This is a genomic window from Pseudomonas fluorescens (genome assembly GCF_002022275.1).
GTDB classification, from domain to species: Bacteria; Pseudomonadota; Gammaproteobacteria; order Pseudomonadales; family Pseudomonadaceae; genus Aquipseudomonas; species Aquipseudomonas fluorescens_AJ.
This window is the reverse complement of the sequence record NZ_MSDF01000053.1, coordinates 69415-94969: the sequence shown is the minus strand read 5'-3', so window position 1 is coordinate 94969 and position 25555 is coordinate 69415. Positions and strand designations below refer to the sequence as shown.

General features: G+C 57.8%; 16 protein-coding genes and 1 pseudogene. 11 read left to right on the top strand and 6 right to left on the bottom strand.

What is annotated here, in order from left to right; genetic code table 11:
* Window positions 1–227 precede the first annotated feature (227 nt).
* Together BFW87_RS27280 and BFW87_RS27275 are read left to right on the top strand one after the other, a co-directional pair.
* A complete protein-coding gene (locus BFW87_RS27280) occupies window positions 228–1940 on the top strand; it encodes a ShlB/FhaC/HecB family hemolysin secretion/activation protein (RefSeq protein WP_078742816.1) in 1713 nt (570 codons plus the stop codon).
* A gap of 31 nt (window positions 1941–1971) precedes the next feature.
* On the top strand, window positions 1972–12375 hold the full coding sequence (locus BFW87_RS27275; protein ID WP_078742815.1) for a two-partner secretion domain-containing protein: 10404 nt from the start codon (window positions 1972–1974) through the stop codon (window positions 12373–12375).
* A 593-nt stretch (window positions 12376–12968) separates the two neighbouring features.
* On the opposite strand, the gene BFW87_RS27265 is transcribed toward BFW87_RS27275, so the two are convergent.
* On the bottom strand, window positions 12969–13238 hold the full coding sequence (locus BFW87_RS27265; RefSeq protein ID WP_078742813.1) for a hypothetical protein: 270 nt from the start codon (window positions 13236–13238) through the stop codon (window positions 12969–12971).
* A gap of 278 nt (window positions 13239–13516) precedes the next feature.
* On the opposite strand from BFW87_RS27265, the pseudogene BFW87_RS27260 reads away from it, so the two are divergent.
* From BFW87_RS27260 to BFW87_RS27240, 5 genes and pseudogenes are all read left to right on the top strand, one after another.
* Window positions 13517–16642 (top strand): annotated as a pseudogene (locus tag BFW87_RS27260) (DUF637 domain-containing protein); the annotation flags it as partial.
* Window positions 16639–16911 carry a colicin immunity domain-containing protein gene (locus BFW87_RS27255; RefSeq protein WP_078742811.1) on the top strand — a complete coding sequence of 91 codons (273 nt, stop codon included), beginning with the start codon at window positions 16639–16641 and terminating at the stop codon, window positions 16909–16911. The pseudogene BFW87_RS27260 and the gene BFW87_RS27255, both read left to right, overlap by 4 nt.
* Before the next feature lie 101 nt (window positions 16912–17012).
* Window positions 17013–17516, top strand: a complete 504-nt coding sequence (locus BFW87_RS27250) for a pentapeptide repeat-containing protein (RefSeq protein WP_078742810.1) — start codon at window positions 17013–17015, stop codon at window positions 17514–17516.
* Between the two features lie 140 nt (window positions 17517–17656).
* Window positions 17657–18145: a DUF2846 domain-containing protein gene (locus tag BFW87_RS27245; protein WP_078742809.1), complete on the top strand. Its 489-nt coding sequence runs from the start codon at window positions 17657–17659 to the stop codon at window positions 18143–18145.
* A gap of 167 nt (window positions 18146–18312) precedes the next feature.
* Window positions 18313–18573 (top strand): DUF6429 family protein, encoded by a 261-nt coding sequence (locus BFW87_RS27240; protein WP_078742808.1) that lies wholly within the window; start codon window positions 18313–18315, stop codon window positions 18571–18573.
* A 321-nt stretch (window positions 18574–18894) separates the two neighbouring features.
* Here BFW87_RS27240 and BFW87_RS27235 read toward each other — a convergent pair whose 3' ends face one another.
* The 3 genes from BFW87_RS27235 to BFW87_RS27220 all read right to left on the bottom strand — a co-directional run bounded on the left by BFW87_RS27235 (window position 18895) and on the right by BFW87_RS27220 (window position 21182).
* Entirely contained in the window at window positions 18895–19197 is a 303-nt protein-coding gene (locus tag BFW87_RS27235; protein WP_254865961.1) for a DUF6124 family protein, read from the bottom strand.
* Between the two features lie 558 nt (window positions 19198–19755).
* A complete protein-coding gene (gene yghX, locus BFW87_RS27225; RefSeq protein ID WP_078742807.1) occupies window positions 19756–20643 on the bottom strand; it encodes a YghX family hydrolase in 888 nt (295 codons plus the stop codon).
* Between the two features lie 44 nt (window positions 20644–20687).
* Window positions 20688–21182, bottom strand: coding sequence for a PaaI family thioesterase (locus BFW87_RS27220; protein ID WP_078742806.1), 495 nt, complete (start codon window positions 21180–21182; stop codon window positions 20688–20690).
* Between the two features lie 121 nt (window positions 21183–21303).
* Between BFW87_RS27220 and BFW87_RS27215 the strand changes: the two genes are divergently transcribed.
* Complete coding sequence (locus BFW87_RS27215; protein ID WP_078742805.1) at window positions 21304–21858, top strand: YceI family protein; 555 nt, start codon at window positions 21304–21306, stop codon at window positions 21856–21858.
* Here BFW87_RS27215 and BFW87_RS27210 read toward each other — a convergent pair.
* Complete coding sequence (locus tag BFW87_RS27210; RefSeq protein ID WP_078742804.1) at window positions 21855–22745, bottom strand: DMT family transporter; 891 nt, start codon at window positions 22743–22745, stop codon at window positions 21855–21857. The genes BFW87_RS27215 and BFW87_RS27210 overlap by 4 nt on opposite strands.
* A 90-nt stretch (window positions 22746–22835) precedes the next feature.
* Between BFW87_RS27210 and BFW87_RS27205 the strand changes: the two genes are divergently transcribed.
* On the top strand, window positions 22836–24161 hold the full coding sequence (locus BFW87_RS27205) for a PLP-dependent aminotransferase family protein (RefSeq protein ID WP_078742803.1): 1326 nt from the start codon (window positions 22836–22838) through the stop codon (window positions 24159–24161).
* A gap of 11 nt (window positions 24162–24172) precedes the next feature.
* Here BFW87_RS27205 and BFW87_RS27200 read toward each other — a convergent pair whose 3' ends face one another.
* Window positions 24173–24604, bottom strand: coding sequence for a nuclear transport factor 2 family protein (locus tag BFW87_RS27200; RefSeq protein ID WP_078742802.1), 432 nt, complete (start codon window positions 24602–24604; stop codon window positions 24173–24175).
* 259 nt (window positions 24605–24863) lie between these two features.
* Between BFW87_RS27200 and BFW87_RS27195 the strand changes: the two genes are divergently transcribed.
* Together BFW87_RS27195 and BFW87_RS27190 are read left to right on the top strand one after the other, a co-directional pair.
* Window positions 24864–25082 carry a DUF6434 domain-containing protein gene (locus BFW87_RS27195; protein WP_078742801.1) on the top strand — a complete coding sequence of 73 codons (219 nt, stop codon included), beginning with the start codon at window positions 24864–24866 and terminating at the stop codon, window positions 25080–25082.
* A complete protein-coding gene (locus BFW87_RS27190; protein ID WP_078742800.1) occupies window positions 25079–25549 on the top strand; it encodes a RidA family protein in 471 nt (156 codons plus the stop codon). The genes BFW87_RS27195 and BFW87_RS27190 overlap by 4 nt, the downstream gene beginning before the upstream one ends.
* Window positions 25550–25555 lie beyond the last annotated feature (6 nt).

Below are 25555 nucleotides of genomic sequence, written 5' to 3'. Positions count from 1 at the left end.
ATTGCAGGCGTTTTCCTATTTAAATTTTTATTGTTTTGTGGGTGTCAAGTGATGGCGCTCTTCCGTCTGTCGGATTTATAGGTTTTCCATTCATTGATTTAAGTTTAAATAGTTTTAAAAAACAATTAGTTAGTATGTTGTATGTAGGGGTTCTCTGATTTGTCAGAATGTTGGCATGTGCAAGGTTCGATGATAAGTTCCCGGCATTATTTATCGATGGATCGAATATGTACGTGCCAGCGCCATGGACTCGGCAATTGCTGTGTCTCACTTTGTTGTGCTTCAGCGCCCATGACAGCGCCAGCGCTGCGGCTAATCCCGGTGATCAGGACCTGATCCGTGACCGGCAAAACCGACTGTTGGAAGAACAGCAGCGGCGCCTTGAAGAACTCAAGGACCTGCCCGGCAAAGAGACTAAACCGGTGGTCCCCGACACCCCGGTAGATACGCGTTGTTTCCCCATCCAGACCATCGAACTCAAGGGCGCCGACAGCCTGCCGGCACCCGACCGCGAGCGTTTGCTCAAACCCTGGATCGGGCAGTGTCTGGGTGTATCCCAGCTCAATCAACTGCTTAAAGTTATTACCGACTACTACATCGACAAAGGCCTGGTGACGAGCCGCGCCTACTTGCCGCAACAGGACCTGTCCAAAGGTCAACTGCAGGTGCTGGTAGTGGAAGGCAAACTTGAAACATTGAAAGGCGCCGAGCATAGCCAACTGTCGGACCGCGAACTGGCCATGGCGTTTCCAGGCAACAAAGGCGAGCTATTGAACCTGCGGGAAATCGAGCAGGCCATCGATCAACTCAACCGCTTGCCGTCCAATCGAGCGCAAATGGAGCTGGCGCCCGGCACTGCGGTGGGCGGCAGTTCAGTGTGGGTGAAAAACGATCCGCAAAAGCCTTGGCGGGCCAGCCTGTCGCGTAACAATGACGGCCAGAAAAGCACCGGCGAACAGCAATGGGGCACCGGCTTTGAATGGGACAGCCCGTTGGGCCTGGCCGATCAGCTGATACTGCGCGGCGGCCACGATGCCATCAGCGACCACCAGAAAACCTCGAAAAACGCCATGCTCTACTACAACCTGCCGTGGGGGTGGTGGAACTTCAGCTACAGCTACAACACCAGCGATTATCGCTCGGTGGTACAAGGCAACGGCTTTGACTTCAAGCAAACCGGCGACAGTGAAAACCACCAGTTGCGTGCAGAACGGGTGATCCACCGGGACGCGCTCAGCAAGACTTCGGTCAACGTCGGCCTGGCTCATCTGCGCACCAACAACTACATCGAAGACAGCCGCCTGAAAGAAAGCAGTAACCGCTTGAGCGAGCTGCAGCTGGGCATCAACCACGGCCGGCGGATCGGCAGCGCGTTCGTCAACCTCGACGCGGGCATGCAAAACGGCACGGGCGCGTTCGACGCCCAAGGCAATCACAACCCTCGCCCGGGTGTGCCGGACGCGCGCTATCGCAAATACACCGCCACCGTCAGCTACCTGCAACCGTTCCAGCTGTGGGGCGAGTCCCTGAGTTTTACCAGCCTGGCCACCGGGCAGCGCAGTGAAGACGTGTTGTTCAGCCCCCAGCGCATGAGCCTGGGCGGCTCTTCCTCGATACGCGGCTACAAGGACCAGCAACTGAGCGGCGACAGCGGCGCTTACTGGCGTAACGACCTGCGCTGGAGTCGCCCGGTGACCCTTGACTGGTTGCGCCCGGCATTCGCCGAGTACGGCGCCAGCGTCGGTTACGACAGTGGCGTCATTCGCAACGCTCGCTACAACGGCGAGGTACACGGCCGAGTGTCGAGCAACTCGCTTGAGGTGTTCGCCCGTGGCAAATATCTCAGCACCAGCGTGACCTTTGCCCACTCGCTGGAACGACCGGCCGCGCTGCTTGAACGCGAAGCGCCGATCTATTTCCGCATGGACTTCTTCCTGTAATTCAACGCATTCGTTGCATCGAGAAACTGATATGGATATTCGCCACTTGGCCTTCCTGGGCTCACAACCTTCTGCCCGTCTACAACCGCGTGAGCACTTCTGGGGTTTGCCCAAACGTGGACTGGCGTTGATTCTGGCGAACGCCCTGTTTTGGCAACCGTTGCTGGCGAATGCCGAGGGTATTGTGGTCAGCGCCCCGGGCACCAGCCTGGGCGCTGCGGGCAATGGCGTGCCAGTCGTCAACATCGCCGCGCCGAATGGCAGCGGCCTGTCCCATAACCAGTTCAAGGACTACAACGTCGGCGCCAACGGCGTGATTCTCAACAACGCGACCGACCGCACTCAATCGACCCAGCTCGGCGGGATCATCCTCGGCAACCCGAACCTGCAAGGCCGCTCCGCCAACATCATCCTCAACGAAGTCAACGGCGGCAGCCCCAGCCAATTGCGTGGCTACACCGAAGTGGCGGGGCAGTCGGCCAAGGTCATCGTTGCCAACCCCTACGGCATCAGCTGCAACGGCTGCGGTTTCATCAACACCCCCAACGTCACCCTGACCACCGGTAAACCCATCCTCGATAACGGTCGCCTGGACCGTTACCAGGTCGATGGCGGCGCTGTGACCATCGACGGCCAGGGCCTGAATGCCAACAACGTCGACCGCTTCGAAATCATCACGCGCTCGGCGAAGATCAACGCGCAGATCAATGCGCGCAACCTCACGGTTATTGCCGGGCGTAACGACGTCAACGCGCAGACCTTGAATGCGACCGCGCGTGCCGACGACGGCAGCGTTAAGCCGGAGTTGGCGATTGACTCCAGCGCCTTGGGCGGGATGTACGCCGGTGCGATCAAACTGGTGGGCACCGAGGCAGGCGTTGGGGTGAGGCTGGACGGTACGCTGGCGGCCAGTGGCGGGGATATTCAGCTCGACGCCAATGGCCGTTTGAGCCTTGCCAATGCCAAGGCCAGCGACGCGGTGGTCATCAAGGCCGGCCAGCTGGATGCCACGGGTGCGGTGTACGCCGGTACGCGTATTGATGTGCAAACCACCACGGGTTTGAGCAACCAGAAAAGCCTCGCCGCGCGAGACAGCATCACCCTGACCAGCAGCGGGCAGGTGATCAACAACGGCATCATCGAAGCGGGCGTCAATGCCGATGAAAGCCGCAATGCCAGCGGCGACGTCAGCCTGTCGGCGGCGAGCCTCAACAATACCAAAAGCGTGGTTGCCAGCCGCGCGCTGACCGTGACGACCGCGCAAACTCTGGATAACCAGACCGGTGCATTGAGCGGCTCGACAGCGCAGGTGACCGCCGGCCAGATCGATAACCGCGGTGGCCGCATCCTCGCCAAGGAGTCGCTCACGGTCAATGCCACCGGCATCGATAACCGCGTTGATGGGCTGCTGCACAGCGAGAACAGCGCCGACATCACAGCAGTGGCAGCGCTGGATAACAGCAGCGGTCGGGTGATCGGCCTCAAGGGCCTGGTGCTCAACGCCGCTCAACTGAATAACGACAACGGCTTGGTCGCCAGCCAGGAACAGGCCCGTGTAACGGCCGCCCAACTGAGCAACCGCGCGGGCGAAATCTCCGCGAGCCAGACCCGCATCACCGCCACGACCCTGGATAACGGCGGCGGCAAACTGCTGGGCAGCAACCTCTCCGTGATCGCCAGTGGCGCGATCGATAACCGCCTCGGCATTTTTTCCGCGACCAGTCTGCTGACGCTACAGGCAGCCAGCCTGGATAACAGCGGTAAAGGCACCGTCGCCAGTCAGGGTGCCTTGACCACGACCATTGCCGGGCTGCTCGACAACAGCAACGAAGGCAACCTGATCAGCCAGGGTGTCCAACAGGTATCCGCCGGGCAACTGAACAACGCCCGGGCCGGGCTCGTCTCCAGTAAAACCACCCTCGCGCTGCAGGCCGATACTTTGACCAACAGCGCCGGCCTGGTAATCGCCGACGGCGCGCTTACCCTGACTGGCGGCCACCTTGATAACAGCCACAAAGGCGTCATCAGCAGCCAGGCCGATACGCGTGTCGAGGTGGTCAGCCTGAACAACAGTGCTGGCGGCAAACTGAGCACAGCTGGCCGACTGGCCCTGAATGCCAATGAGGTTTACAGCAGCGCTGGCCGAATCAGCGCCCAAGGCGACCTGCAGGCAACGGTCGGCGTACTCAACCAGCAAGCGGGCGAGCTGGTCAGCGAAGGCGCATTGAGCCTCACGGCCACCTCGCTGGACAACCGCAACGGCGGTCTGGTGGCCGCTACCCAAGGCGTAGACCTGCGCGGCCAGACCGTCCTCAACAGCCTCGGCGAGATCTCCAGCCAGGCCAAGGTGCAGGTGGTTGCCGACCAGTTGAACAACAACGCAGGCAAGGTCATCGGTGACGGCGGCCTCGCGTTGACAGTGCAGCGCCTGCTCAACCAGAGCAAAGGCCTGCTGGCCGGGCGTGAGAGCCTTGTGTTGAACGGCGGTCAGCTGGATAACAGCGGCGGCCGTGTCACCAGCCAAAAAGACCTGAACATCCAACTGACGGGTGACCTGCTCAACCAAGGGCAGGGCACCTTGCTCAGTGAGGGCACGATAACCGTCAAGACGGCTGCGCTGGATAACAGCCAGGGCGGCATCTTGTCTGCTGCCAACGCGCTGTCGGTCACAACTCAGGGCCAACTGAACAATCAAGCGGGCAAGCTGCTGGCCGATGGTACGGCCACCTTGGTGAGCGCTTCGCTGAACAACAGCCAGGGCGGTGTGATCAGTGCCAAGGGCAGCATCGAGGTGCGCAGCGCAGGTTTGAACAACAGTCAAAAAGGCAGCATCAGCACGGACGCCGCCATCACCCTCAACGCCGGGCAACTGGACAATAGCAGACAAGGTTCGATCTTCGCCAAGTCCGCGATCAAGGCTACCCTGACCGGGCTGGACCAACAGGACCGTGGCGAGTTGGTCAGCGATACCGGCATCGACCTCGACTTGAACCATGGGCAACTGATCAACCGCGACGGCGGCCTGATTGCGACACCGGGCCAGTTACTGTTGAGAGACCTGGGCCGCGTCGACAACAGCGCCGGCGGCGAGATATCCAGCACGCAATCATTTCTGTTGGCAGCCGACGCGCTGAACAACCGCGGCGGCAAAGTCATCAGTGGCGACAGCCTGCAAGTACGCGTTGCCAAGGCGCTGGATAACAGCGTCGAAGGTGTATTGTCCGCGAAAAGCCTCCTGCAGGTAGACGCCGACAGCCTGGACAACAGCGCCGGCGGTGCACTGGCCAGCCGGGGCGCTCTGGCGCTGAAGGTCAGCGGCGCGCTGGACAACCATGACAAGGGGCTGATTTCCGCCGCGACGACCCTGACGGCCACCTCGGGCTCATTGAACAACAGCGACAAGGGCCGCCTCTGGGCCGGCGCGCAGCAGACCCTTAACACCGGCGCGCTGAATAACCGCCAGGGAGGGCAACTGGTCAGCGATGGCCGCCTGACAGTTAATGCCGCCGATGTGGACAACCGCAGCGGCGTGATCGGCAGCCAGGACGCCTTGAACCTGACCGTCGCCAACCTCGACAACGGTGCGGGCCTGATCAACAGCCAGGCTGATCTCACTTTGGTGGGCCAGCGTGTGGATTCGAGCCAGGGCGGGGAAATCTCGGCCAAGGGCGACTTGAAGCTCACCGTTCAACAACTGATTCAGCGCCAGGGCCGCTTGATTGGCGAGCGCGCCGTGAGCATCGACTTGCAAGGCGGTGACCTGGACAACCGCGCGGGCTTGATCAGCGCCAAAGGGCCGTTGACCTTCGCACGCCTGGCCAACCTGACGAACCGCGAAGGCGCAGAAATCTCTAGCCAGACGGCGTTCACGCTGGCCGCCAAGCGCATCGACAACGGTGATCGCGGGGTCATTCTCAGTGCCGACCAGTTGCGCCTCGAAGCCGAAACAGTGGTCAACGCTGACAAAGGTTTGATCTCTGGCTGGAATGGCTTGACGGTCGTTGGCGGCAGCCTGGACAACAGTGCCGAGGGCACGCTGTCGAGTAAAAGCGGTACCTTGCAAACCACCCTCACCGGCGCGCTGGACAACCACGCGGCGGGTGCTTTGGTCAGCCAGGGCCTGCAAACCCTCAGCGCGGCCAGCCTGAACAATGATCGGGGCATCATCTCCGGCCAGGCCGATGTCAGCCTCGCCGTTGCCGGTCGCCTGGACAACAGCAACAGCGGCTTGATTTCCGCAGGCCAGCACCTGGGCTTCAACAACGCTCAGAGCGAAATTCTCAACCGTGGTGGCCAGATCAGCGCGGCCAACATCACCTTGACCGCCCAAAGCCTGGACAACAGCGCCGGTCAACTGATCAGCCAGGGCACCCTGCAAGGCACCCTCAGTGGTGCGCTGATCAACGCCAATAACGCCCGTCTGGCCAGTGGCGCCGCGCTGTTACTGAACGCGGCCAGCCTGGACAACCGTGGCGGTCAACTGGTGAGCCAGGATCGGCTTGACCTGACCCTCGCCAACGGCGACCTCGATAACCGCAATAAAGGCACACTCGCCAGCCAGAAGGCGCTGGTGATCAAGCTGCTGGCCGGTGATGTCGACAACCGCCAGGACGGCCTGATTTTCAGCCAGCTGGGCACGCTGGAACTCGCCGCGCGCACCCTCAATAACCAGCAGGGCACGTTACAGAGCCAAGCCGATAATCAACTGCGCCTCAGTGGCGCGCTGAACAATCAGGGCGGCCGGGTCGACAGCCTCAGTGGCAACCTGGACCTGGCATCGGCCAGCGTGGTCAACACCACAGGTGGTGTACTCAACAGCAGCAAAGGCGCGATCAAACTGGTCACTGGCCTGTTCGACAACGGCGGCGGGATCACCCAGGCGCAGTCGCTGAACATCGACGCCAAGGATGGAGTGCTCAACCAGCTGGGGCATCTGTCTGCCTTGGGCGGTGAAAACCGCATCGTCACCCGCACTTTTAACAACAGCGGGGGTGGTGTGTACGCCGATACTTTGCTGAAGGTCACCGCCAGCGATTTCGATAACCAGGGCACGGCGGCCGGCAATGGCGGCAAGGTCGGCGCCCGCAGTATCGATTTCGGCCTCACGGGTACTCTGAACAACCGCTTCGGCCTGATCGAAAGCGACGACGCCCTGCGCCTGTCAGCTCAAACCCTCAACAACGCCAATGGCAACCTGCGGGCCATGGGCCGTGCGGGCACGACCGATATCATCGTTTCGGGGCTGTTTGATAACCGTTTGGGCGCGCTGGAAAGCGCCAACGAAAACCTCAACCTGCAAGCCGCTGGCCTGGACAACAACGGCGGGCGCGTGGTGCATACCGGCAGCGGTAAGTTCGACCTGACCTCTGATCAAGTCACCCGCGCCGGCGGCAGCTTCGTCACCAACGGCCAACTGGCTATCAAGGCGGCCAGCTGGACCAACAGCAGCGTGATTCAAGCCGGGCGCTTGAACCTCGACATCGGCCAATTCACCCAAACCACCAGCGGGCAATTGCTCGGTACGCACAGCCTGACCGGCACCGGCGACACCTGGACCAACGACGGCCTGTTGGCCAGCGACGGCACGCTCAACCTGACGCTGACCGGTGGCTACAGCGGCAATGGCCGGGTCAGCAGCCTGGGGGCGATGACCCTCACCAGCGCGCGCATGGACCTGGGCGAAAATGCACGGATTGCCGGCGGTGCACTCACGCAGGTCAACAGCACCACCCTGAACAATCACGGGCGCTTGACCGCACTGGGCGACCTCACGGTTAACGCCACCACCCTGAACAACTACGGCACCCTGGGCGGCGCGGAAAAAGTCCGGCTGAACGCCACCCACCTGCTCAACGACAAGGGCTTGTTGTTCAGCGGCAACGACATGACCTTGCGCGTCAATGACTTCAGCAATCGCTATGGCGACGTCTACAGCCTGGGCGGCCTGGACATTGCCCGGGATGACGCCGGTGCGCGCAGCAGCCTGATCGAAAACGTTTCCGGCAGCCTGGAAAGCGCCGGCAACATGCGCCTTTTCGCGGATACGCTGAGTAACCGCCGTGACCAGTTCACCACTGAAAAGAAATTGGTCTCGGGCAACCTCAATATCTATTCGAACGACTTCTGCAAAGGCAAAGGCTGCGAGCTCTACTTCACCTCGGTCGAGAAATACGAAGACGTGATGACCGGCAGTTCGGCTTCCGCGTTTATCAACGCCGGTGGCGACCTCACCGTGGGCAGCCAGACCTTCGATAACCTGTACAGCTCGGTCTCCGCCGCTCAAAACATCCTGATCAATACCGATGTACTGACCAACCGCGGCGCTGCCGGGGGCGAAGAACGCCACTTCAACTCAGGCCTCTACACTCGTGATCGTGGCATCTACAACACCTTCATCGACCGCCAGAACCAGTTCAACACCTACAACAACCCGAACTCGGGCGACTATCGCCCGGGCCAGCTTTCCATGGCTGATGTGATGGCGGGCATTGGTAACTTTTATGAGAGCAGCAGCTATGTGGTGCCAACCGCTGGCAGTGTGATTGCACAGGCGGTGATTCAGGCGGCTGGCCTGGTGACGGTGAATGCCACCAGCAAGATCGACAACAGCGTGATTCGCCCCAACGCCACCGACATCAGCACGCCTGCGCAAAACCGCAACACCAACGCCGACGTGTTTGCCTCCACGGTCAAACCGGCGATCACCGCGCAATTGCCGCCGGACCTGGCCCAGCGCCAGGTCAACCCGGCGACCTTGCCCGGGTTCAGCCTGCCGACCGGGCAAAACGGTTTGTTCCGCTTGAGCGGCCAGCAGGCCAAGGCTGATGGCGCTTCCAGTGCCTCGACGGGCAATGGCGATTTCAGCGTCAGCGGCCGCCAGATTACCGCGAAAGACCGAGAGCAAACCCTCGACTACAGCGCCGTGCAAGAACGTGGTTTCAGCCTCGATGGCCAGCCGCCCAGCAGCGCGGTCAACGGCCAGGCCCCACGCGAACTGGACGGCCGCGCGCCCACGGTCACCCGCGTGCAAGGCCTGCCGGACATTGCCCCGGTGGATAACAGCCACAAATACCTGATCGAGACCAACCCGGCGCTCACCGACCTCAAGCAGTTCATGAGCTCCGACTACCTGCTCGGCAAACTCGGTTACAACCCCGATGCCAGCTGGAAGCGCCTGGGCGACGGCCTCTACGAACAACGCCTGATCCGCGAAGCCGTGGTGGCGCGCACCGGCCAGCGTTACATCGACGGCATCGCCAGCGACGACGCGTTGTTCCGCTACCTGATGGACAACGCGATCTCCTACAAGGACTCGCTCAACCTGCAACTCGGCGTGTCCCTGAGTGCCGAACAAGTAGCGGCGCTGACCCACGACATCGTCTGGATGGAAGAAGCCGAGGTCAACGGCCAAAAAGTCCTGACACCCGTGCTGTACCTCGCTCAGGCCAACAACCGCCTGGCACCCAACGGCGCGTTGATCCAGGGCCAGGACGTGAGCCTGATTTCGGGCGGCGACTTGCACAACAGCGGCACCCTGCGCGCCACCAACAACCTGAGCATGGTCGCCGCCAACATCGACAACAGCGGCCTGATGCAAGCCGGCAACCGCCTGGAAATGCTCGCCACCGATTCGATCCGCAACACCCGTGGCGGCATCGTCACCGGCCGCGACATCAGCGCCACCGCCGTGACCGGCGACATCATCAACGAGCGCACCGTCACCACCTTCAAGCAGGAAGGCGAGGGCTATCAACTGCGTAACGACGTGGTCAGTGAGGGCTCACGCTTCGAGGCCACCGACACCCTTAAGCTGAATGCCGGGCGCGACGTTATCAACGTCGGCAGCCACCTCAAAGCCGGCGGCAACGCCAGCGTGACTGCCGGGCGTGACGTGGTGATCGCCAGCCAGACCGAACAGGACGACTACGCCTACCAGCGCCGACGCGTCAAGGGCACCGAGCAAACCACGCTGCAACACACCTCCGCCGTGGACGTCGGCGGCAACCTGGCGATTGACGCCCGCCGCGACATCGCCGTGATCGCCAGCACCGTCAGCGCCGCCAAAGACCTCAGCGCCAAGGCCGGTGAAAGCCTGACCCTGTCCGCCGCCGCCAATGAAGAACACGAGTATTCCAAAGGCAAAAAAGGCGACACCAAAACCACCACCCAACTTGACAAAGTCACCCAACAAAGCGCCGAGCTCAAAGCCGGCGGCGACCTCATCGCCATCGCCGGCACCGACCTGACCCTGATTGCCAGCAAGATCAGCGCGGGCAACGAAGCTTATGTGCATGCCGACAACGAACTGCAATTGCTGGCGGCACAAGACAGCAATTACTCGTTGTATGACATGAACAAGAAGGGCGGGTGGGGCAGCAAGAAGACCCAGCGAGATGAAGTGACCGATGTGAAGAATGTCGGGAGTGAGATCAAGACCGGGGGCGACCTGACGCTGGAGAGTGGTGGGGATCAGAAGTATCAAGCGGCGAAGCTCGACAGTGGCGGGGATATTGCGATTGTCAGTGGTGGAGCGGTGACGTTTGAGGCGGTGATGGATTTGCGGCAGGAGAGTCATGAGAAGAGCAAAAGCAGTCTGGTTTGGACGAGCTCCAAGGGCAAAGGCAACACCGACGAGACGCTACGCCAAACGCAGATGATTGCGGAAGGTAGCATCGTGATCAAGGCCGTCGATGGTTTGAAGATTGATATCAAGCAGATCGACCAGCACACCGTAAGCCAAACTATCGATGTGATGGTAAAAGCCGACCCGCAACTGGCTTGGTTGAAAGAGGCCGAGACGCGTGGGGATGTGGACTGGCGGCAAGTGCAAGAAATGCATGATTCGTTCAGATACAGCCATTCCAGCCTTGGGCAGGGCGCGATGTTGGCGATCATCATTATTGTGACTGTTTTGACTGCCGGGGGCGCTAGCGCGCTTGCGGCTTCTGCCGGTAGTGCCGTGGGCGCTGGCTCAACTATGGCTGCGGCAACGGCGGGTGTCGCTGCCACGTCAACCACTGCGGCGGTTGCGGCCACGACTGCCGGTCTAGGGAACGTCATCGCGACTGCATCGCTCACTTCTTTGGCCAGCACTGGGGTAGTAAGCACGATAAACAACAAAGGAAATTTGGGAGCAGCCTTCAAGGATACTTTCAGCAGCAACAGTCTGAGGAATGCCGCAATCGGCGGCCTTACGGCGGGCGTTTTGAATTATGCCGATAGTAAGTGGTTCCAAAATACGGGATCTGCTACCGACGCTGGTGCCCAGGTCACTACTGCCGGTCCGGTGCAAAATCCTGGCTATTCCAAGCAGTTGCTCAGTTGGGAAAATGCTCAGCAGACGGTCCTGCGTAGCGGTACTCATGCCGTCATCAATAGCGGTATCTCAACCGCGATCAATGGCGGGAGCCTGAAGGATAATTTTGGCGCTGCACTGGTCTCAGAAGGATTTGATCTCGCCGCTGCTGTTGGCAATAAAAGTGTAGGTGATCTAGCTGATTATCTGGATGTGAGCCCAGGGTCAGCACAGAAAATTTTGATGCATGCTTTAGTGGGCGGGGCGTTTTCAGTCGCCAAAGGAGGGGATTTCAAAACAGGTGCGCTGGCAGGTGCTGCTGCTGAGGGATTGACTGCTATTGCGACAGAAAATCTAGGTCAATATCTAGATTCGCGGTTTGCCACGGATGACCAGTTCAAGGTAGCAACGGCTCAAGTGATTGGAATTGCGGCAGGCTCTCTGGTCAATGGTGATCCAGAGATAGCCAGTTGGGTTGCTGGGAATGTTGAGCGGTACAATGCAGAACTGCACAAAGATGCGCCTAAACGTCTGAAGGAAGGTTTTGACACCCTGCATGCGCAAGGAAAATATCTTGATTTGAACGCTGAGGATGTTCTGAGTGACGTCCAGCGCATTATTGACGGTGAGAGGGATCCGTCAAAGTTGAACCCTCAAGTTGTTGGCTTCTTGAATCAGTTTCCTCCGGCGGTGTTACGTGAGCTTTTGTATCAGCCGACGCAGAAGGAAGAGCTTATTATGCTTGCCATCGAGATGGGATTCCCCTCGATTGGTGGCAAGGGAACAGCGGCAGTCAAAATAGGGGAAAAAATTTCTAAAGAAGCAGCTGAGGCACTTGAGAAGAAGTTTGGAGAAGCGCTTGCTAAAAATGCAGGAACTACTGCTAGAGCCTTGGCTGAGCCTGTTTACAAGACAACGAAAGAAGCAAAATTTGCAGCGGAAGCATTAGGGTTTAAAAAGGTCAATGAGACTGTTCATAATGGGCAGGCAGTCTTCAAGAGAGGGAAGGATTATATTACGAGGGATCTTGATGGTCATAATGGAGGCGCTTGGAAAATGGCTGATTCTATTAAGGCGCTTAGCAGTAGGGAAACTCGGAGTGGTACATTTGATATTAATTTAAATCGCATTGGAGATTAAGAATTGGAAGGTAAACTTGGTAAGTCAAGATGGGCATCTCAAGGCAAGACTATTAGGCAACTAATATGCGAGCTTGAAACTTTTTCTGATCAGGATTTATTAGTTGAGATTTCAACAGATAGTGGCGACACAAGAAAACCTATCAGTCTTGTAAAAAAGTCTGGCGGAGTATGCTTGCTAGTTAATAGTGAGTGCGAGGAGGAGGGCTCTGAGGAGTAGACGAACGAAAAGTGGATATAGCAAGCCTTGGGAGAGAAGGAAAAAAAGGGAGCAGATTTATTTTGTCTTTAGGTAATTTTGTCAAAAAAACGCGATAAGTGGAGTCGAGTGAGTGGGGGAAAGAAGTAAATCTGTCCCCTTCATTCACATTGAACTCCGAAGCCTAGAGCACTGTATTTGTTGGCCCTTGGACCGTTCGATGGCTTACACAGGGTGGTGTCCTGGATTTGTTGTGATGGGATGAAAGCTCGCGTAGAGACCTTCAGAGGCACTCAGAGACATTTGAATGTTGCTCTTTAATAACTGACTTTTATTTTTTGTATTTGGGCTCTGAGCTAAACCAGATTGGGCGGCTCTAAGCCGCCCACGTTTATTTATAATGCTTGCGAAGTCAACCTTCGACCAATTACATCCATGAGATCGCAACCATCACGCAATGGAATGGCTAACAACAGCGCAAAGTCGTGAAGCACAATCGCATCACTGCTGATTTCCTCTCGAAATGCGAGATTTTCCAAAAACTGAGTCACTGCACGAATACGGTAAGCAGCGGCGTCATAGAGAACATCAAGAGGGGCTTGCGTGTCGATAACCAGCGCGGGTATGGTTGAATCGTGGCCTGTCAGAGGCATGTATCGGGTCATTTTATAACTCTCTACTTAAGTGATTGATGCCATCACTCAAACGTCGCCAAACGTATGGGTGACAGCTGTACGCAGGTTGGCGAACCGGCAGTAGAGAAAACCGGCAGACCCTAAGGTCTCCCGCGCACAGCCGTCATAAAACGACTTTGCGGGCGCACAAGTGTCTGCAAAAAAGCCGTCAGCTTGCGCATTCTCTACCGTCAGGTCGCCAAACCTGAATCGCCATGTGGGCGACCGGCGGACTATAAGCCCTCAGCGTAAAGACGCGCAAGGCATCAAATAGCCAACACTATCGCGCCGGCAACCGCCTGGAAATGCTCGCCACCGACTCGATCCGCAACACCCGTGGCGGCATCGTCACCGGCCGCGACATCAGCGCCACCGCCGTGACCGGCGACATCATCAACGAGCGCACCGTCACCACCTTCAATCAGGAAGGCGAGGGCTATCAACTGCGTAACGACGTGACCAGCGAGGCGTCACGTTTCGAGGCCACCGATACCCTTAAGCTCAACGCCGGGCGCGACGTCATCAACGTCGGCAGCCACCTCAAAGCCGGCGGCAACGCCAGCGTGACTGCCGGGCGTGACGTGGTGATCGCCAGCCAGACCGAACAGGACGACTACGCCTACCAGCGCCGACGCGTCAAGGGCACCGATCAAACCACGCTGCAACACACCTCCGCCGTGGACGTCGGCGGCAACCTGGCGATTGACGCCCGCCGCGACATCGCCGTGATCGCCAGCACCGTCAGCGCCGCCAAAGACCTCAGCGCCAAGGCCGGTGAAAGCCTGACCCTGTCCGCCGCCGCCAATGAAGAACACGAGTATTCCAAAGGCAAAAAAGGCGACACCAAAACCACCACCCAACTCGACAAAGTCACCCAACAAAGCGCCGAACTCAAAGCCGGCGGCGACCTCATCGCCATCGCCGGCACCGACCTGACCCTGATTGCCAGCAAGATCAGCGCGGGCAACGAAGCTTATGTGCATGCCGACAACGAACTGCAATTGCTGGCGGCGCAAGACAGCAATTACTCGTTGTATGACATGAACAAGAAGGGCGGGTGGGGCAGCAAGAAGACCCAGCGTGATGAAGCGACCGATGTGAAGAATGTCGGGAGCGAGATCAAGACCGGGGGTGACCTGACGCTGGAGAGTGGTGGGGATCAGAAGTATCAAGCGGCGAAGCTCGACAGTGGCGGGGATATTGCGATTGTCAGTGGTGGGGCGGTGACGTTTGAGGCGGTGATGGATTTGCGGCAGGAGAGTCATGAGAAGAGCAATGACAATGCCTTCTGGGTGTCCTCCAAAGGCAAAGGCAACACTGACGAAACTCTGCGCCAGACGCAGATGGTTGCTGAAGGCAACATCGCGATCAAGGCGGTGGAAGGCCTGAAGATCGACGTCAAGCAGGTCAATCAGCAGACCGTCAGCCAGTCCATTGATGCGATGGTTAAAGCCGACCCTCAGTTGGCCTGGATCAAGGAAGCCGAAGCGCGGGGTGATGTGGACTGGAGGCAGGTCAAGGAGATTCATGACAGCTTCAAGTACAACAACTCGGGATTGGGGCCGGCGTCGCAGATCATTATTGCGATTGTGATGGCGGCGGTGGTTGGGCCGTTGGCGGCCGGACTGACCGGAGGGACCGTTACCGGCGCGGCGCTTGGTGCTGTCGCTTCTGGAGCTGCAACCAACGCAACAGTCAGTGTTATCAATAATCGCGGCAACCTGGGGGCGGTACTCAAGGATGTGACCTCTTCGGATGCCATGAAGGGGTATGTGATCTCAGGTGTTACGGCGGGCCTGACGGCGGCATATTTTGGTGACTGGACCGGTACCCAGGTAAACAGCACCACTGGGAAAATCACCACACCTGGCCTTCTGAACACGTGGGGCGGTGTCGGTAAATTTGCCGCCAACCAGACATTGCAAAGCGGCACATCCATGCTGCTAAGCAAGGCCCTTGGCCAAGGTGGTAGCGCCAGCGATGCGCTGAAGAGCGCCCTGTTCAATACCTTGGCGGCCGCCAGTTTCAACTTGGTGGGCAATTACACCGAAAATGTAATCGCCGATGGCTCGGCACCGAAAATCGCAATTCATGCGATGGTCGGTGGGTTGTTGGCGGAAGCCACAGGCGGCGATTTCAAAACCGGCGCATTGGCGGCAGGTGCGAATGAGGCGCTGGTCACTCATCTGAATGCGTTGGTCAAAGGCAATGAGGAATTGCTGACGATGAGTTCGCAGATCGTCGGCGTGCTGGCGGCAGCGGGGCAGAAGGATGCGGATGCGGCGAAGTTGGAGAAGGGGGCTTGGGTTGCGCAAAACGCAACTCAGTACAACTACCTTAATCACCAGGAAAACCAGGAGCGTTGGGACGCCAAGAAAGAGTGCCAGGGAGGGGATAAAGCTGCCTGCGGTCGTGCAGACGCTTTGGATAATCTGGACAAACTCCGTGATCTTGAACTGAAAGCGGCTTGCACCTCTAACGGCGCGGGCAGCACTTGTGGCGCTTTACGGCAAAAAGCCGAAGAGGCCGCCCGGAGCCTTGTGGTCGCAAGATTCGGTCCTGAGGCAAAAGAGCAGGCAAAGGAAGTGGCGCAAAACAAGGAGCTTGCCGCTTACTCAATCGAGTCTGAGCTTCGCAGCATCAAGGAGACAAATAACCCCTTCGCCGCGGCACAGACAGCACGACTAGCAAAGGGGCTTGCTGAGTTCGGTTCAGACTTTATCCCTGTTTATGGCGACATAAAGGCATTCTCGGAAGCCAAGGATCCGTTCGATTATGCGATGGCAAGCATCGGAGTGATTCCTGGGTTTGGTGACGCTGCTCAGAAAGTCCTGGGTAAGGCAAAAAAGCTGTATCTGGAAGGGAAGGTTGCTGAGTCTGCTGATTTGGTGGAGGGTCTCTCGAGACAGCTCTCAGCGTCCGGTGGCAAAAAAGTTTCTGGCGGAATCACTACCATCTCTGATGACATGAGAGCCAATCCCTACCATGCTGACTGGCAGAAATACGTAGGTGGTGAGCCTCGTGGTGTGGGGGCGGATGTTGTTAAGGGGGGCGTTGATCTAAAAGGTAATAGTGTTGCTGAGGCATTAACTAGTGTGACCCAGAAGCAGCTTGATAAAAAATTCAAGCATGCTTCTGATTTTGGAGTGGTAACCACGAAGAAAAACCCTGAAACTCTTGCCCTGTATGAGTCTGCAATCAAAACCCACATGGGTTCCACTTCTACGACTCAGAAAGGTACATACGGTTTTGTAAAAGACTCCAAAGTATTCTTTAATTCGACCACCAACAACGCTGTTGTTCTCGACGCATCAGGAAATTTTGTGACTGGCTTTAAGCTGGCGCCGGGAACTCAGCAGTTTGATAACTTTATTAAGAATGGAGTTCTGCGATGAGTCTTACTATCTTGGAATTTGCGCGGTCATATGTAGCGGGGAGGCTGAGTTCTGAGGTTTTTTCTGAAGCGTACATTGAGCTTTGGAAAATTGAGCGAGATAGGAATATCCTTAAGCTTGATGAACCTCCGTTGAGCGAGTGTTTGTTTAGTATTTTTTGCGCGGCGGATATGTACGAGCCAAATGAATCAAGAGAAGAGTATGAATTTGATGATGAAATGCTTAGGTCTGAAGTTGCAACCTTGGTACGGAAAATAGTCGCTGATTAGTTAGCGCAAAAAAAGAAAAAGGGGACGAGTTTATTTGATTTTCAGTCGGTTTTTTAGATCAAAATAAATCTGTTCCCTTTATTCTTGGACTGGGATAACAGATGATTACAGTAGAATTTGAGACGGGCGACAACATAGAGCTTCCTATTGCAAGTTTTATCGGTGCGGATCTTAAAGGTATTGGTTTTCATCGTGCGATATTTGAGGGTTTGGATTTTAGTGGGGCCGATTTTGCTGGTTGTGATTTAAGGAATTCAGTTTTTTATTTTTCTGTACTGAATAATGTAAGAATGAAAAATACCTCACTGGTTAATGCGATATTAATAGGGTCTAAAATGAGGGGGGCTGACCTTTCCGAATCGTTGCTAATGTATTCTGACTTTACTAATGTAGATTTAAGCTTGGCAGTTTTAAAAGGGGCAAATGTAGAAGGGGCAGACTTTCGAGGCGCAGAATTTTCTGGGGCGGACGTCAACGCTCATGGGTTGGGTAAGTGTAAGCTTCAGGGGGCCATATACGATAGCGTAACTATATGGCCAGAAAACTTTAATCCCGAGAGGCATGGTTTGTTGAAGAAAAGACGTGTCATAGGTCCCCGATTGTAGTTTCTGAAGAAGAACTAGAAAACTAAAAGAAAAAAGGGGCGAGAAAAAAATGGGACGGATCTATTTTGTTTTAGTCGATATTTTTACTTAAATAAATCTGTACCATTTTTCTGTTTTTGCTTATTCAAAATGGAGCGGTTATGGCTAGGGTATGGAAGATCTCAGCATTTGTCTGGTTCGTGCTCATCAGCTCCTGCACGATGACAGGACCAAAATTTACGCCGCTTGAAAACGTGGACTCACAACACGGTGTGATCTACATCTACAGGCCCAGTAACTACGATATGGGCCTGATGTCCGCCTTGATTTCCTTGGATGGAAAGCAGATAGCGTCGCTAGAGAACGGTGGCTACATAGCCGTGCCTGTAGCACCAGGTGAGCACACAATCACTCAGAAATGGAAAGCTGGAATTCTGGGGAACTCCAATCTTGAGAGCGGCACCACCACCACTATGGTTGAAGTCCAAAGCTCAGGCGCCTCCTACGTCAGCCTCACATCCAGGGGCAAGAGAGTGGAGGCACACCGATTCAATGCTGTTGCGGTAGAGCTGAAGTGGCAACTGAATCAAGTCTCTGCCGATCAAGCATTGCCCGAGATTGCTCAATGTAGAAAGGTTGAGGCGATCTAGCTCAAATTGTCGCGGTAGGGATGGCATTTACCTGCCCCCCCCCGTACAGATCCGTACGTGCGGAACTACGGGGAAAAGGGGACAGATTTATTTGATTTTTAGGTCATCTTTTTACTTAAAATAAATCTGTCCCCTGTTTGTCAGTTTTCTTGAGCGGAGCAACGATCATGGAATACGACGAAAAACTGATTGAAGACGCCGTACTTGCGTTGCTGGCGGCCTTCAGTTTCGACCACGGAAATAGCTGGAAAGGGTTTGACTTCGAGGTCATGAATCGACTGCATGAACAGGGTTTGATCAGTGATCCGGTAAACAAGAACAAATCGATTTGGTTGACGGCGGAAGGCCAAGCGCGGGGTCGGCAGATAGCTGACCGATTATTTGGGGTGAGTACTCAAGCTGGGCATACGTCCGAGCCCGAAGGTTGACTTCCTGCTACGGCCAAGCTGGATGCATCCGGGTACCGTCCAGTCGAATGCGGCTACTTTAGATAAATGGTAAAAAATGGGTGAAACCCACAGTGTTCTTAACCGTGGCCAGGCTCTGTCTTCCCTGCCTCGAGCAGGGCTATCTCAATTATTGCTGGCTATCTGCGCTGGAACATTGATCTGGCAAACACAGAAGAATTTATTGTGGGAGCTGGCTTGCCTGCGATAGCAGTGTATCTGTAAGCAAAAAGCTGACTGATCCACCGCCATCGCAGGCAAGCCAGCTCCCACATTTGGTTTGTGTCGTGTCAGGTGTGTTGGTTAGGCAGTGGGTTGGACGCAATCCAGTGCACGGTCGGCGAGTGTGCGGGCCATGTCGATCAGGTGCGCGGTGGCACCGGCCATTTGGCGCTGATCACCGGTCAGGCCTGGGAGTGTTTCGGTTGCGGTGGCCGCAGCACAGCGCAGCAGGTCGCAGATTTGGGCTAGGGCGTCTTCGAAGCTGAGGTCTTGATGCGCAGCTAAGGAAGGCGGTGAGGCGGGTTGCAGATAGTGGCCCAAGGCGCGCTCAAATACTTTGCGGTCGATAACAACGTGGGGTGGGTCGGGGACGATTTTGTTCATGGATAAGCTCCTACTGAAAATGGAAGCCATCCTCGTCGTTTCCACACGACAGAGGGTGGCAGCTATACGCAGGGTGGAAAGCCGGACAGTAGGACCCGACCAGACCAAAGTCTGCCCACGTACAGCCGCCATATAACGTTCCGAAGGCGAAAAAAAACGCCGACATCGGTCTGATGGTGCTGGCGCTTGGCGCCTACTGAAGTTCCAGGTTTCCACACCCGATCGCTGATGTGCAGCGACGGAGCGAAGGCTAGCCAGTGGAGTCAGCAGGCGCAAGGCCAAAGGATTGTCTAGGAAACTTCCTGCAAGTTAAAGGGATATGGATTGCTGGCCTTTAACAATCGGTGTCGAGCAGGCGATACAGGACTCATGTGGGAGCAGGCTTGGACCAGCCTTAACTGACGCCGATCGTTCCCACGCTCTGCGTGGGAATGCTCCGTGTGACGCTCTGTGTCACCTTGCGCATGACTCTAACCCTCCGCGAACAGCAGGACGCGGAGCGTCCAGGGCGGCATTCCCACGCAGAGCGTGGGAACGATCAAGGCAGTTAGATAACCGTCAGGCCAGGTATTTGTTGAACCAACCCAACGTCCTTTCCCACGCCAGATTCGCCGCCGCTTCGTCATAGCGTGGCGTCGAATCATTATGAAATCCGTGGTTGGCGCCCTTGTAGATATACGCCTCATACGTCGTACCCGCCGCCTTCAACGCCTTCTCGTACGGCGGCCAGCCCTCATTGATCCGCGTATCCAGCTCGCCGTAATGCAGCATGATTGGCGCCTTGATGCGCGGCACGTCCTTGGCGTCCGGTTGCCGACCATAAAACGACACTGCCGCGCCCAATTCCGGATAGGCCACCGCCGCCGCATTGGTCACGCCGCCGCCGTAGCAGAAGCCGGTAATCCCGACTTTGCCGGTGCTGCTGTCGTGGTGCATCAGCCATTCGATGGCGGCGAAGAAGTCGTTCATAAGTTTTTCGGGGTCGACTTTTTGTTGCAGTTCCACGCCTTTTTCATCGTTGCCGGGGTAGCCGCCGACGGAGGTCAAGCCGTCGGGTGCCAGGGCGATGAAGCCGGCTTTAGCCAGGCGTCGGGCGACGTCTTCGATGTAGGGGTTCAGGCCGCGGTTTTCGTGCACCACCACCACGGCGGGTAATTTACCGGCGGCTTTGGCCGGGCGCACGAGGTAGGCGCGTATGGTGCCGTTGCCTTTTGGCGAAGGGTAGGTGATGTAGTCGGCGATGATGTCCGGGTCGGTGAATTTGACTTGTTCGGCCAGCGCGTAGTTGGGGCTCAGGGACGCGAGCAGCGCCGTGGCAGTGAGGCCGCCGAAGGTGAACAGCGCGGCGCGGTCGAGAAATTCGCGGCGGTTGATCTTGCCGTGGGCGTAGCCGTCGTAGAGTTCCAGCAGTTCGGGGGCAAAGTCTTTCGCGGTAAGACGAGTCATCGGTGCAATCCTCGATTAGCGGTGGCCATCAATGTAGACCAGGTTCAGCCCTCGCGGCCATGGGCGGCGTCTGACAATTGCCGGGTGTCGACGCGTACGAATAGTGAGTCGCCGATCGCGGTGAGTACGTCACCTGCGTACACCTCGCAGACCACGCGGGTTTTGCGTCCTACGTCGCCTTCAACCCGCGCGCGCAAGGTCAGTGGAACACCCATGGGCGTCGGTTTGATGAATTTGATGCCGAGGTTGCCGGTGACGCAGTCGATGCGCGGCAAGCTGCCGGGTTCGCGGTTCTCGGCTTGATAGTGATAAGCCATGGCGGTCCAGTTGGAGTGGCAGTCCACCAGCATGGCGATCAGGCCGCCGTAAACCAGGTCGGGCCAGCCGCTGTAGTGAGGTTGCGGTTGGTGCTCGGCGATCAGGTGAACGCGGTCTTCATCCCAATGACTCTTGATGTGCAGGCCATGGGGGTTGCTGCTTCCGCAGCCGTAGCAGACGCCTTCCGGCGCGGTGATGTCCTGTAGGGCAGGGGTGTGCATGCAGCGTCCTTATTGTTGTGGGGCGACTACTCTGTTTAGCAGGCCACGGGCCGGATGGGAATAAATCCGTGGGATGGGGTGTTAGCTCAGTACCTGTTTCCTGCCCTATATGGAGCGTTGCATGAAGCCTCTCGTTTACCTGGCCATCCTTCTCGGCTTTTGCACCAGCGCGCAGGCGGTGGAGTACAAGGACGTCAACCGTACCGCCAGCCAGATCAGCTTTACCTACAAACAATTGGGCCAGCGTGTGTATGGCACCTTCAGCGATTTTGAAGGCACGCTGACGTTTGACACGCAAAAGCCCGAGGCCGGGCATGCGCTGCTCAAGATCCAGCTGGCGAGCATCGATGCGGGCAGCCCCGACGCCAACGACGAGCTGCAACGCGCTTCCTGGTTCGATACTGCGACCTTCCCGGTGGGCGTGTATGAGTCCACCGGCGTCAAGGCGCTGGGCGACAACCGCTACAAAATCAGCGGCAACCTGACCATCAAAGGCACCACGCGGCCGGTGGATGTGGATGTGGTGCTCAAGGAGCAAAGCGGCATCGGCGTGTTCGACGGCGAGCTGATCCTCAAGCGCGACGACTTCAAGATCGGCGAAGGCGAATGGGCGGGCAACAGCGTGGTGTCCAACGACATCAACATCAAATTCAAGATGGTCGCGCCACAACGCTAACGTGCAAATTTTTTCGCCCCGGCCACGCAGCCGATCACCGCGACCGTCACCAGCAACATGCCCGGGCTGACCTGCTCATGCAGCAGGCCCGCCGCCAACGCCAGGCCGAAGAAGGGTTGCAGCAGTTGCAACTGGCCAACCGCGGCGATCCCACCCTGGGCCAGGCCGCGGTACCAGAACACAAAGCCGATCAGCATGCTGAACAGTGCCACGTATCCCAGACTCAGCCACGCGGGCAGGCTGATGCCGGTGAAGCTCGACGGCGCCAGCATCAGGCTCAAGGGCGCCACCACCGGCAGCGACACCACCAGCGCCCAGCAAATCACCTGCCAACCGCCCAGGCTGCGCGACAGCTTGGCGCCTTCGGCATAGCCCAGCCCGCACGCCAGAATCGCCAGCAGCATCAGCACATCCCCGATGGGCGCGGCGCTCAGGCCTTGGGCGAGGGCGTAACCCATCACCAACCCACTGCCCAGGATCGAAAATAGCCAGAACACCGGGCGCGGCCGCTCGCCGCCACGCAGTACGCCAAACAGTGCGGTGGCCAGCGGCAGCAAGCCGACGAATACGATGGAGTGCGCCGACGTCACGTATTGCAACGCGAGTGCGGTGAGCAAGGGAAAGCCGATCACCACGCCGAGCGCGACGATCATCAAGGACGCCCACTGCGCGCGCGCCGGACGTTTTTCCTTGAAGAACCACAGCAGACCCATCCCGAGCACCGCTGCAATGGCGGCGCGGATCATGGTGAGAAACACCGGGTCGAACTCCATCACTGCCAAGCGTGTGGCGGGTAATGAGCCGCTGAAAATCACCACACCGATAAAACCGTTGATCCAGCCTTGAGTGCTGCTGTCGAGCGTGCCGAGCCGTGAGGTGCGTTCCATGGGAATAGGCCTGAAAAAGAGACATTGCGTGCCCGGCATCCTAGGGTTGAAGATTAGGACAATCAAAAAATTGTCATGGATACATCGCCTATGCCACGCGCCCGCTACAAATCGCTGGTCGACGCTTTTGCCGAAGACATCCGTTCGGGCGCAATGTCGCCCGGCACGCGCTTGCCCACCCACCGCCAATTGGCTGCCGACCACGGCCTGGCGCTGGTCACCGCGAGCCGGGTGTACACCGAGCTTGAGGCCATGGGCCTGGTCAGTGGCGAGACCGGCCGGGGCACTTTTGTGCGCGAGATCGCGTTGCCGCCGGGGCAGGGCAGTGGGCAGATGACCCCGGCGACGGGCATGCTCGACCTCAACTTCAACTATCCCTCGCTGCCCGGTCAGGCGGATCTGTTGCGCACGGCCCTGCGCCAATTGGCACTGTCGGGTGACCTTGAAGCCTTGCTGCGTTATCAGCCCCACGCCGGTCGCCTGCATGAGCGTGCGGTGGTGGCGCGGCATTTGTTGAGTCGCGGGCTGACGGTCGAGGCGGAACGGGTTTTGTTGGTCAGCGGCGCCCAGCACGGTTTGGCAGTGACGATGATGGCTTTGCTCAAGCCCGGGGATGTGATCGCCGTGGATGCGCTGACGTATTCAGGCTTCAAGGTTCTGGCTGAAACCTTACATCTGGAAATCGTCGCGATCCCGGTCACGCCCGACGGCCCGGACCTGGAGTTTCTGCGCGCCCTGTGCCGCAAACGCCCGGTGCGTGCCGTGTACAGCATTCCAACCTTGCACAACCCGTTGGGCTGGGTGATGAGCCTGTCCCAGCGTGAGGCGTTGGTTTGCATCGCACGCCAGCAGCATCTGATGATCATCGAAGACGCGGCCTACGCGTTCCTCGCCGACGACGCGCCACCGCCGCTCGCCACCCTGGCGCCGGACTGCACGGTGTATGTCGGCGGGCTGTCGAAAAACGTGGCGACGGGCTTGCGGGTGGGGTTTATCGCGGCGCCGGCTGCGTGGGTGAGCGTGTTGGAGCGCACGATCATGGCGACCACCTGGAACGTGCCGGGGGTGATGAGTGCGATTGCCGTAGGCTGGATCGAGGACGGCACGGTGGCTCAACTGGAAGCGCAAAAGCGCGAGGATGCGCGGGCTCGGCAAGTATTGGCGGCGCAGGTGCTGAAGGGGGTGGAGTACATCAGCCACCCGTCATCCTACTTCCTGTGGCTGCCCCTGGCGGAAGATGCGCGGGCAGATCAGGTCGCAATGACGTTGCAGCGGGAAAATATTGCGGTGTCCACCGCCGAGCCCTTTGCGGTCTCGGCGTTTGTACCCCATGCGTTGCGCCTGGCGCTGGGCTCGGTAGACATGCCGGCCTTGCGCGAGGCGCTGTTGAAAGTGCGCAGGGTGGTGGAGTGGTGAGTCGGGCCTGATCAGTACTTGTAAGCCTGACGGCCAATCAGCAGCCATTTGCCTTTTTGCTTCTGCCACACCTGGAAGTTGTCGATATCGGTTGGCGTGTCGACGCCGCTGTTCACGGCCAGTGCGTGAAAGTGGTTGCGCACCAGCGCGGTGTCGCCGTCCAGGGTGATGGTCTGGTTTTGCATTTCGAGGGTTTTGAAGGCGCTGGTGTGGGATTCAAGGTCGGCGATGAATTGGTCTTTGTTCTGCACCTTGCCGCTGGAGTGGCCGTAGGTGAGTTTGTCGGACGTCAACGCGTGCAGTTGTTTGAGGTCCAGGTGCAGCATGGCTTGGGTCAGTTGGTCGACCGCTTGGGCCACATCCTTCTCGGCCGGGGCAGGCGCGGCTGCGACGTAACCGGTGAACAGGCACAGAAAACCGATCAGCACTTTGACTTTTTGCATGGGTGTTTCCTTATTCTTGTTGGGGGTGGTGACGACTGAGTAAGTCGTCGTACAACCATGCAATATTTCGGGTGGGGAAGGAAAGTGAAATTTCGAAATATCTTGAAAAGATTAGTGAGTGTGGCGTTCTAAGCATTTATTGATCTTGTACGACGTCCCAACACATTAATTTAATCGCGCTGTTGTTGTCGGCCACTTCCTGCGCGAATGGCGCATCGCTATGCTAGCGCCCAAATAACAAACTGCCCCGAGGGCCAAAATGGATTTTGACTGGCACAGCGGCGCCATCACCCGCGCCACCCCCGTGACCTCGCACTATAAAAATACCCAAAACGTACGCCGTTTCATGCTCGATCACTGCGGTCCAGGGTTCAAGTTCGATCGGCCTTTCATGGCCTGGATTCGCAACGATGTGCCCAAGACGCTGGGTGATGTCGTGGATGAATGGCGGCGTCGACAGCAGGAGCCACACCCATGACACGTGATGAAAAATACCAGGCCGCCCAACTGCGAATCGGCTACCAATTGGACGAATTCAAAGTCGGTGGCAATTACACGCCATTGGTCCGTGACGGCAACCACCTGTACCTCAGCGGCCAGATTCCGCGGGTAGGCGACGCCATTGTGCTGCCCGGCAAGGTCGGCGACAGCCTGACACTGGCTCAGGCGCAAATCGCTGCCGGTATCAGCGCACTGCGTTGCCTGGGGCTGCTCAAACAGGCACTGGGTTCGCTGGACCAGATCAAGGCCATCCCGCGTATCACCGTGTATGTGCGCAGCGCCGAAGACTTCGATCAACAGAGTGAAGTGGCCAACGGTGCGTCGGACCTGCTGCATGAAATCCTTGGCAGCGCGGGGGTGCATACGCGTACGTCGGTGGGGGTGATGCAGTTGCCGAAATCGGCGGCGGTCGAAATCGACATGATCGCCGTCTCGTACGGCTGAGTGGTC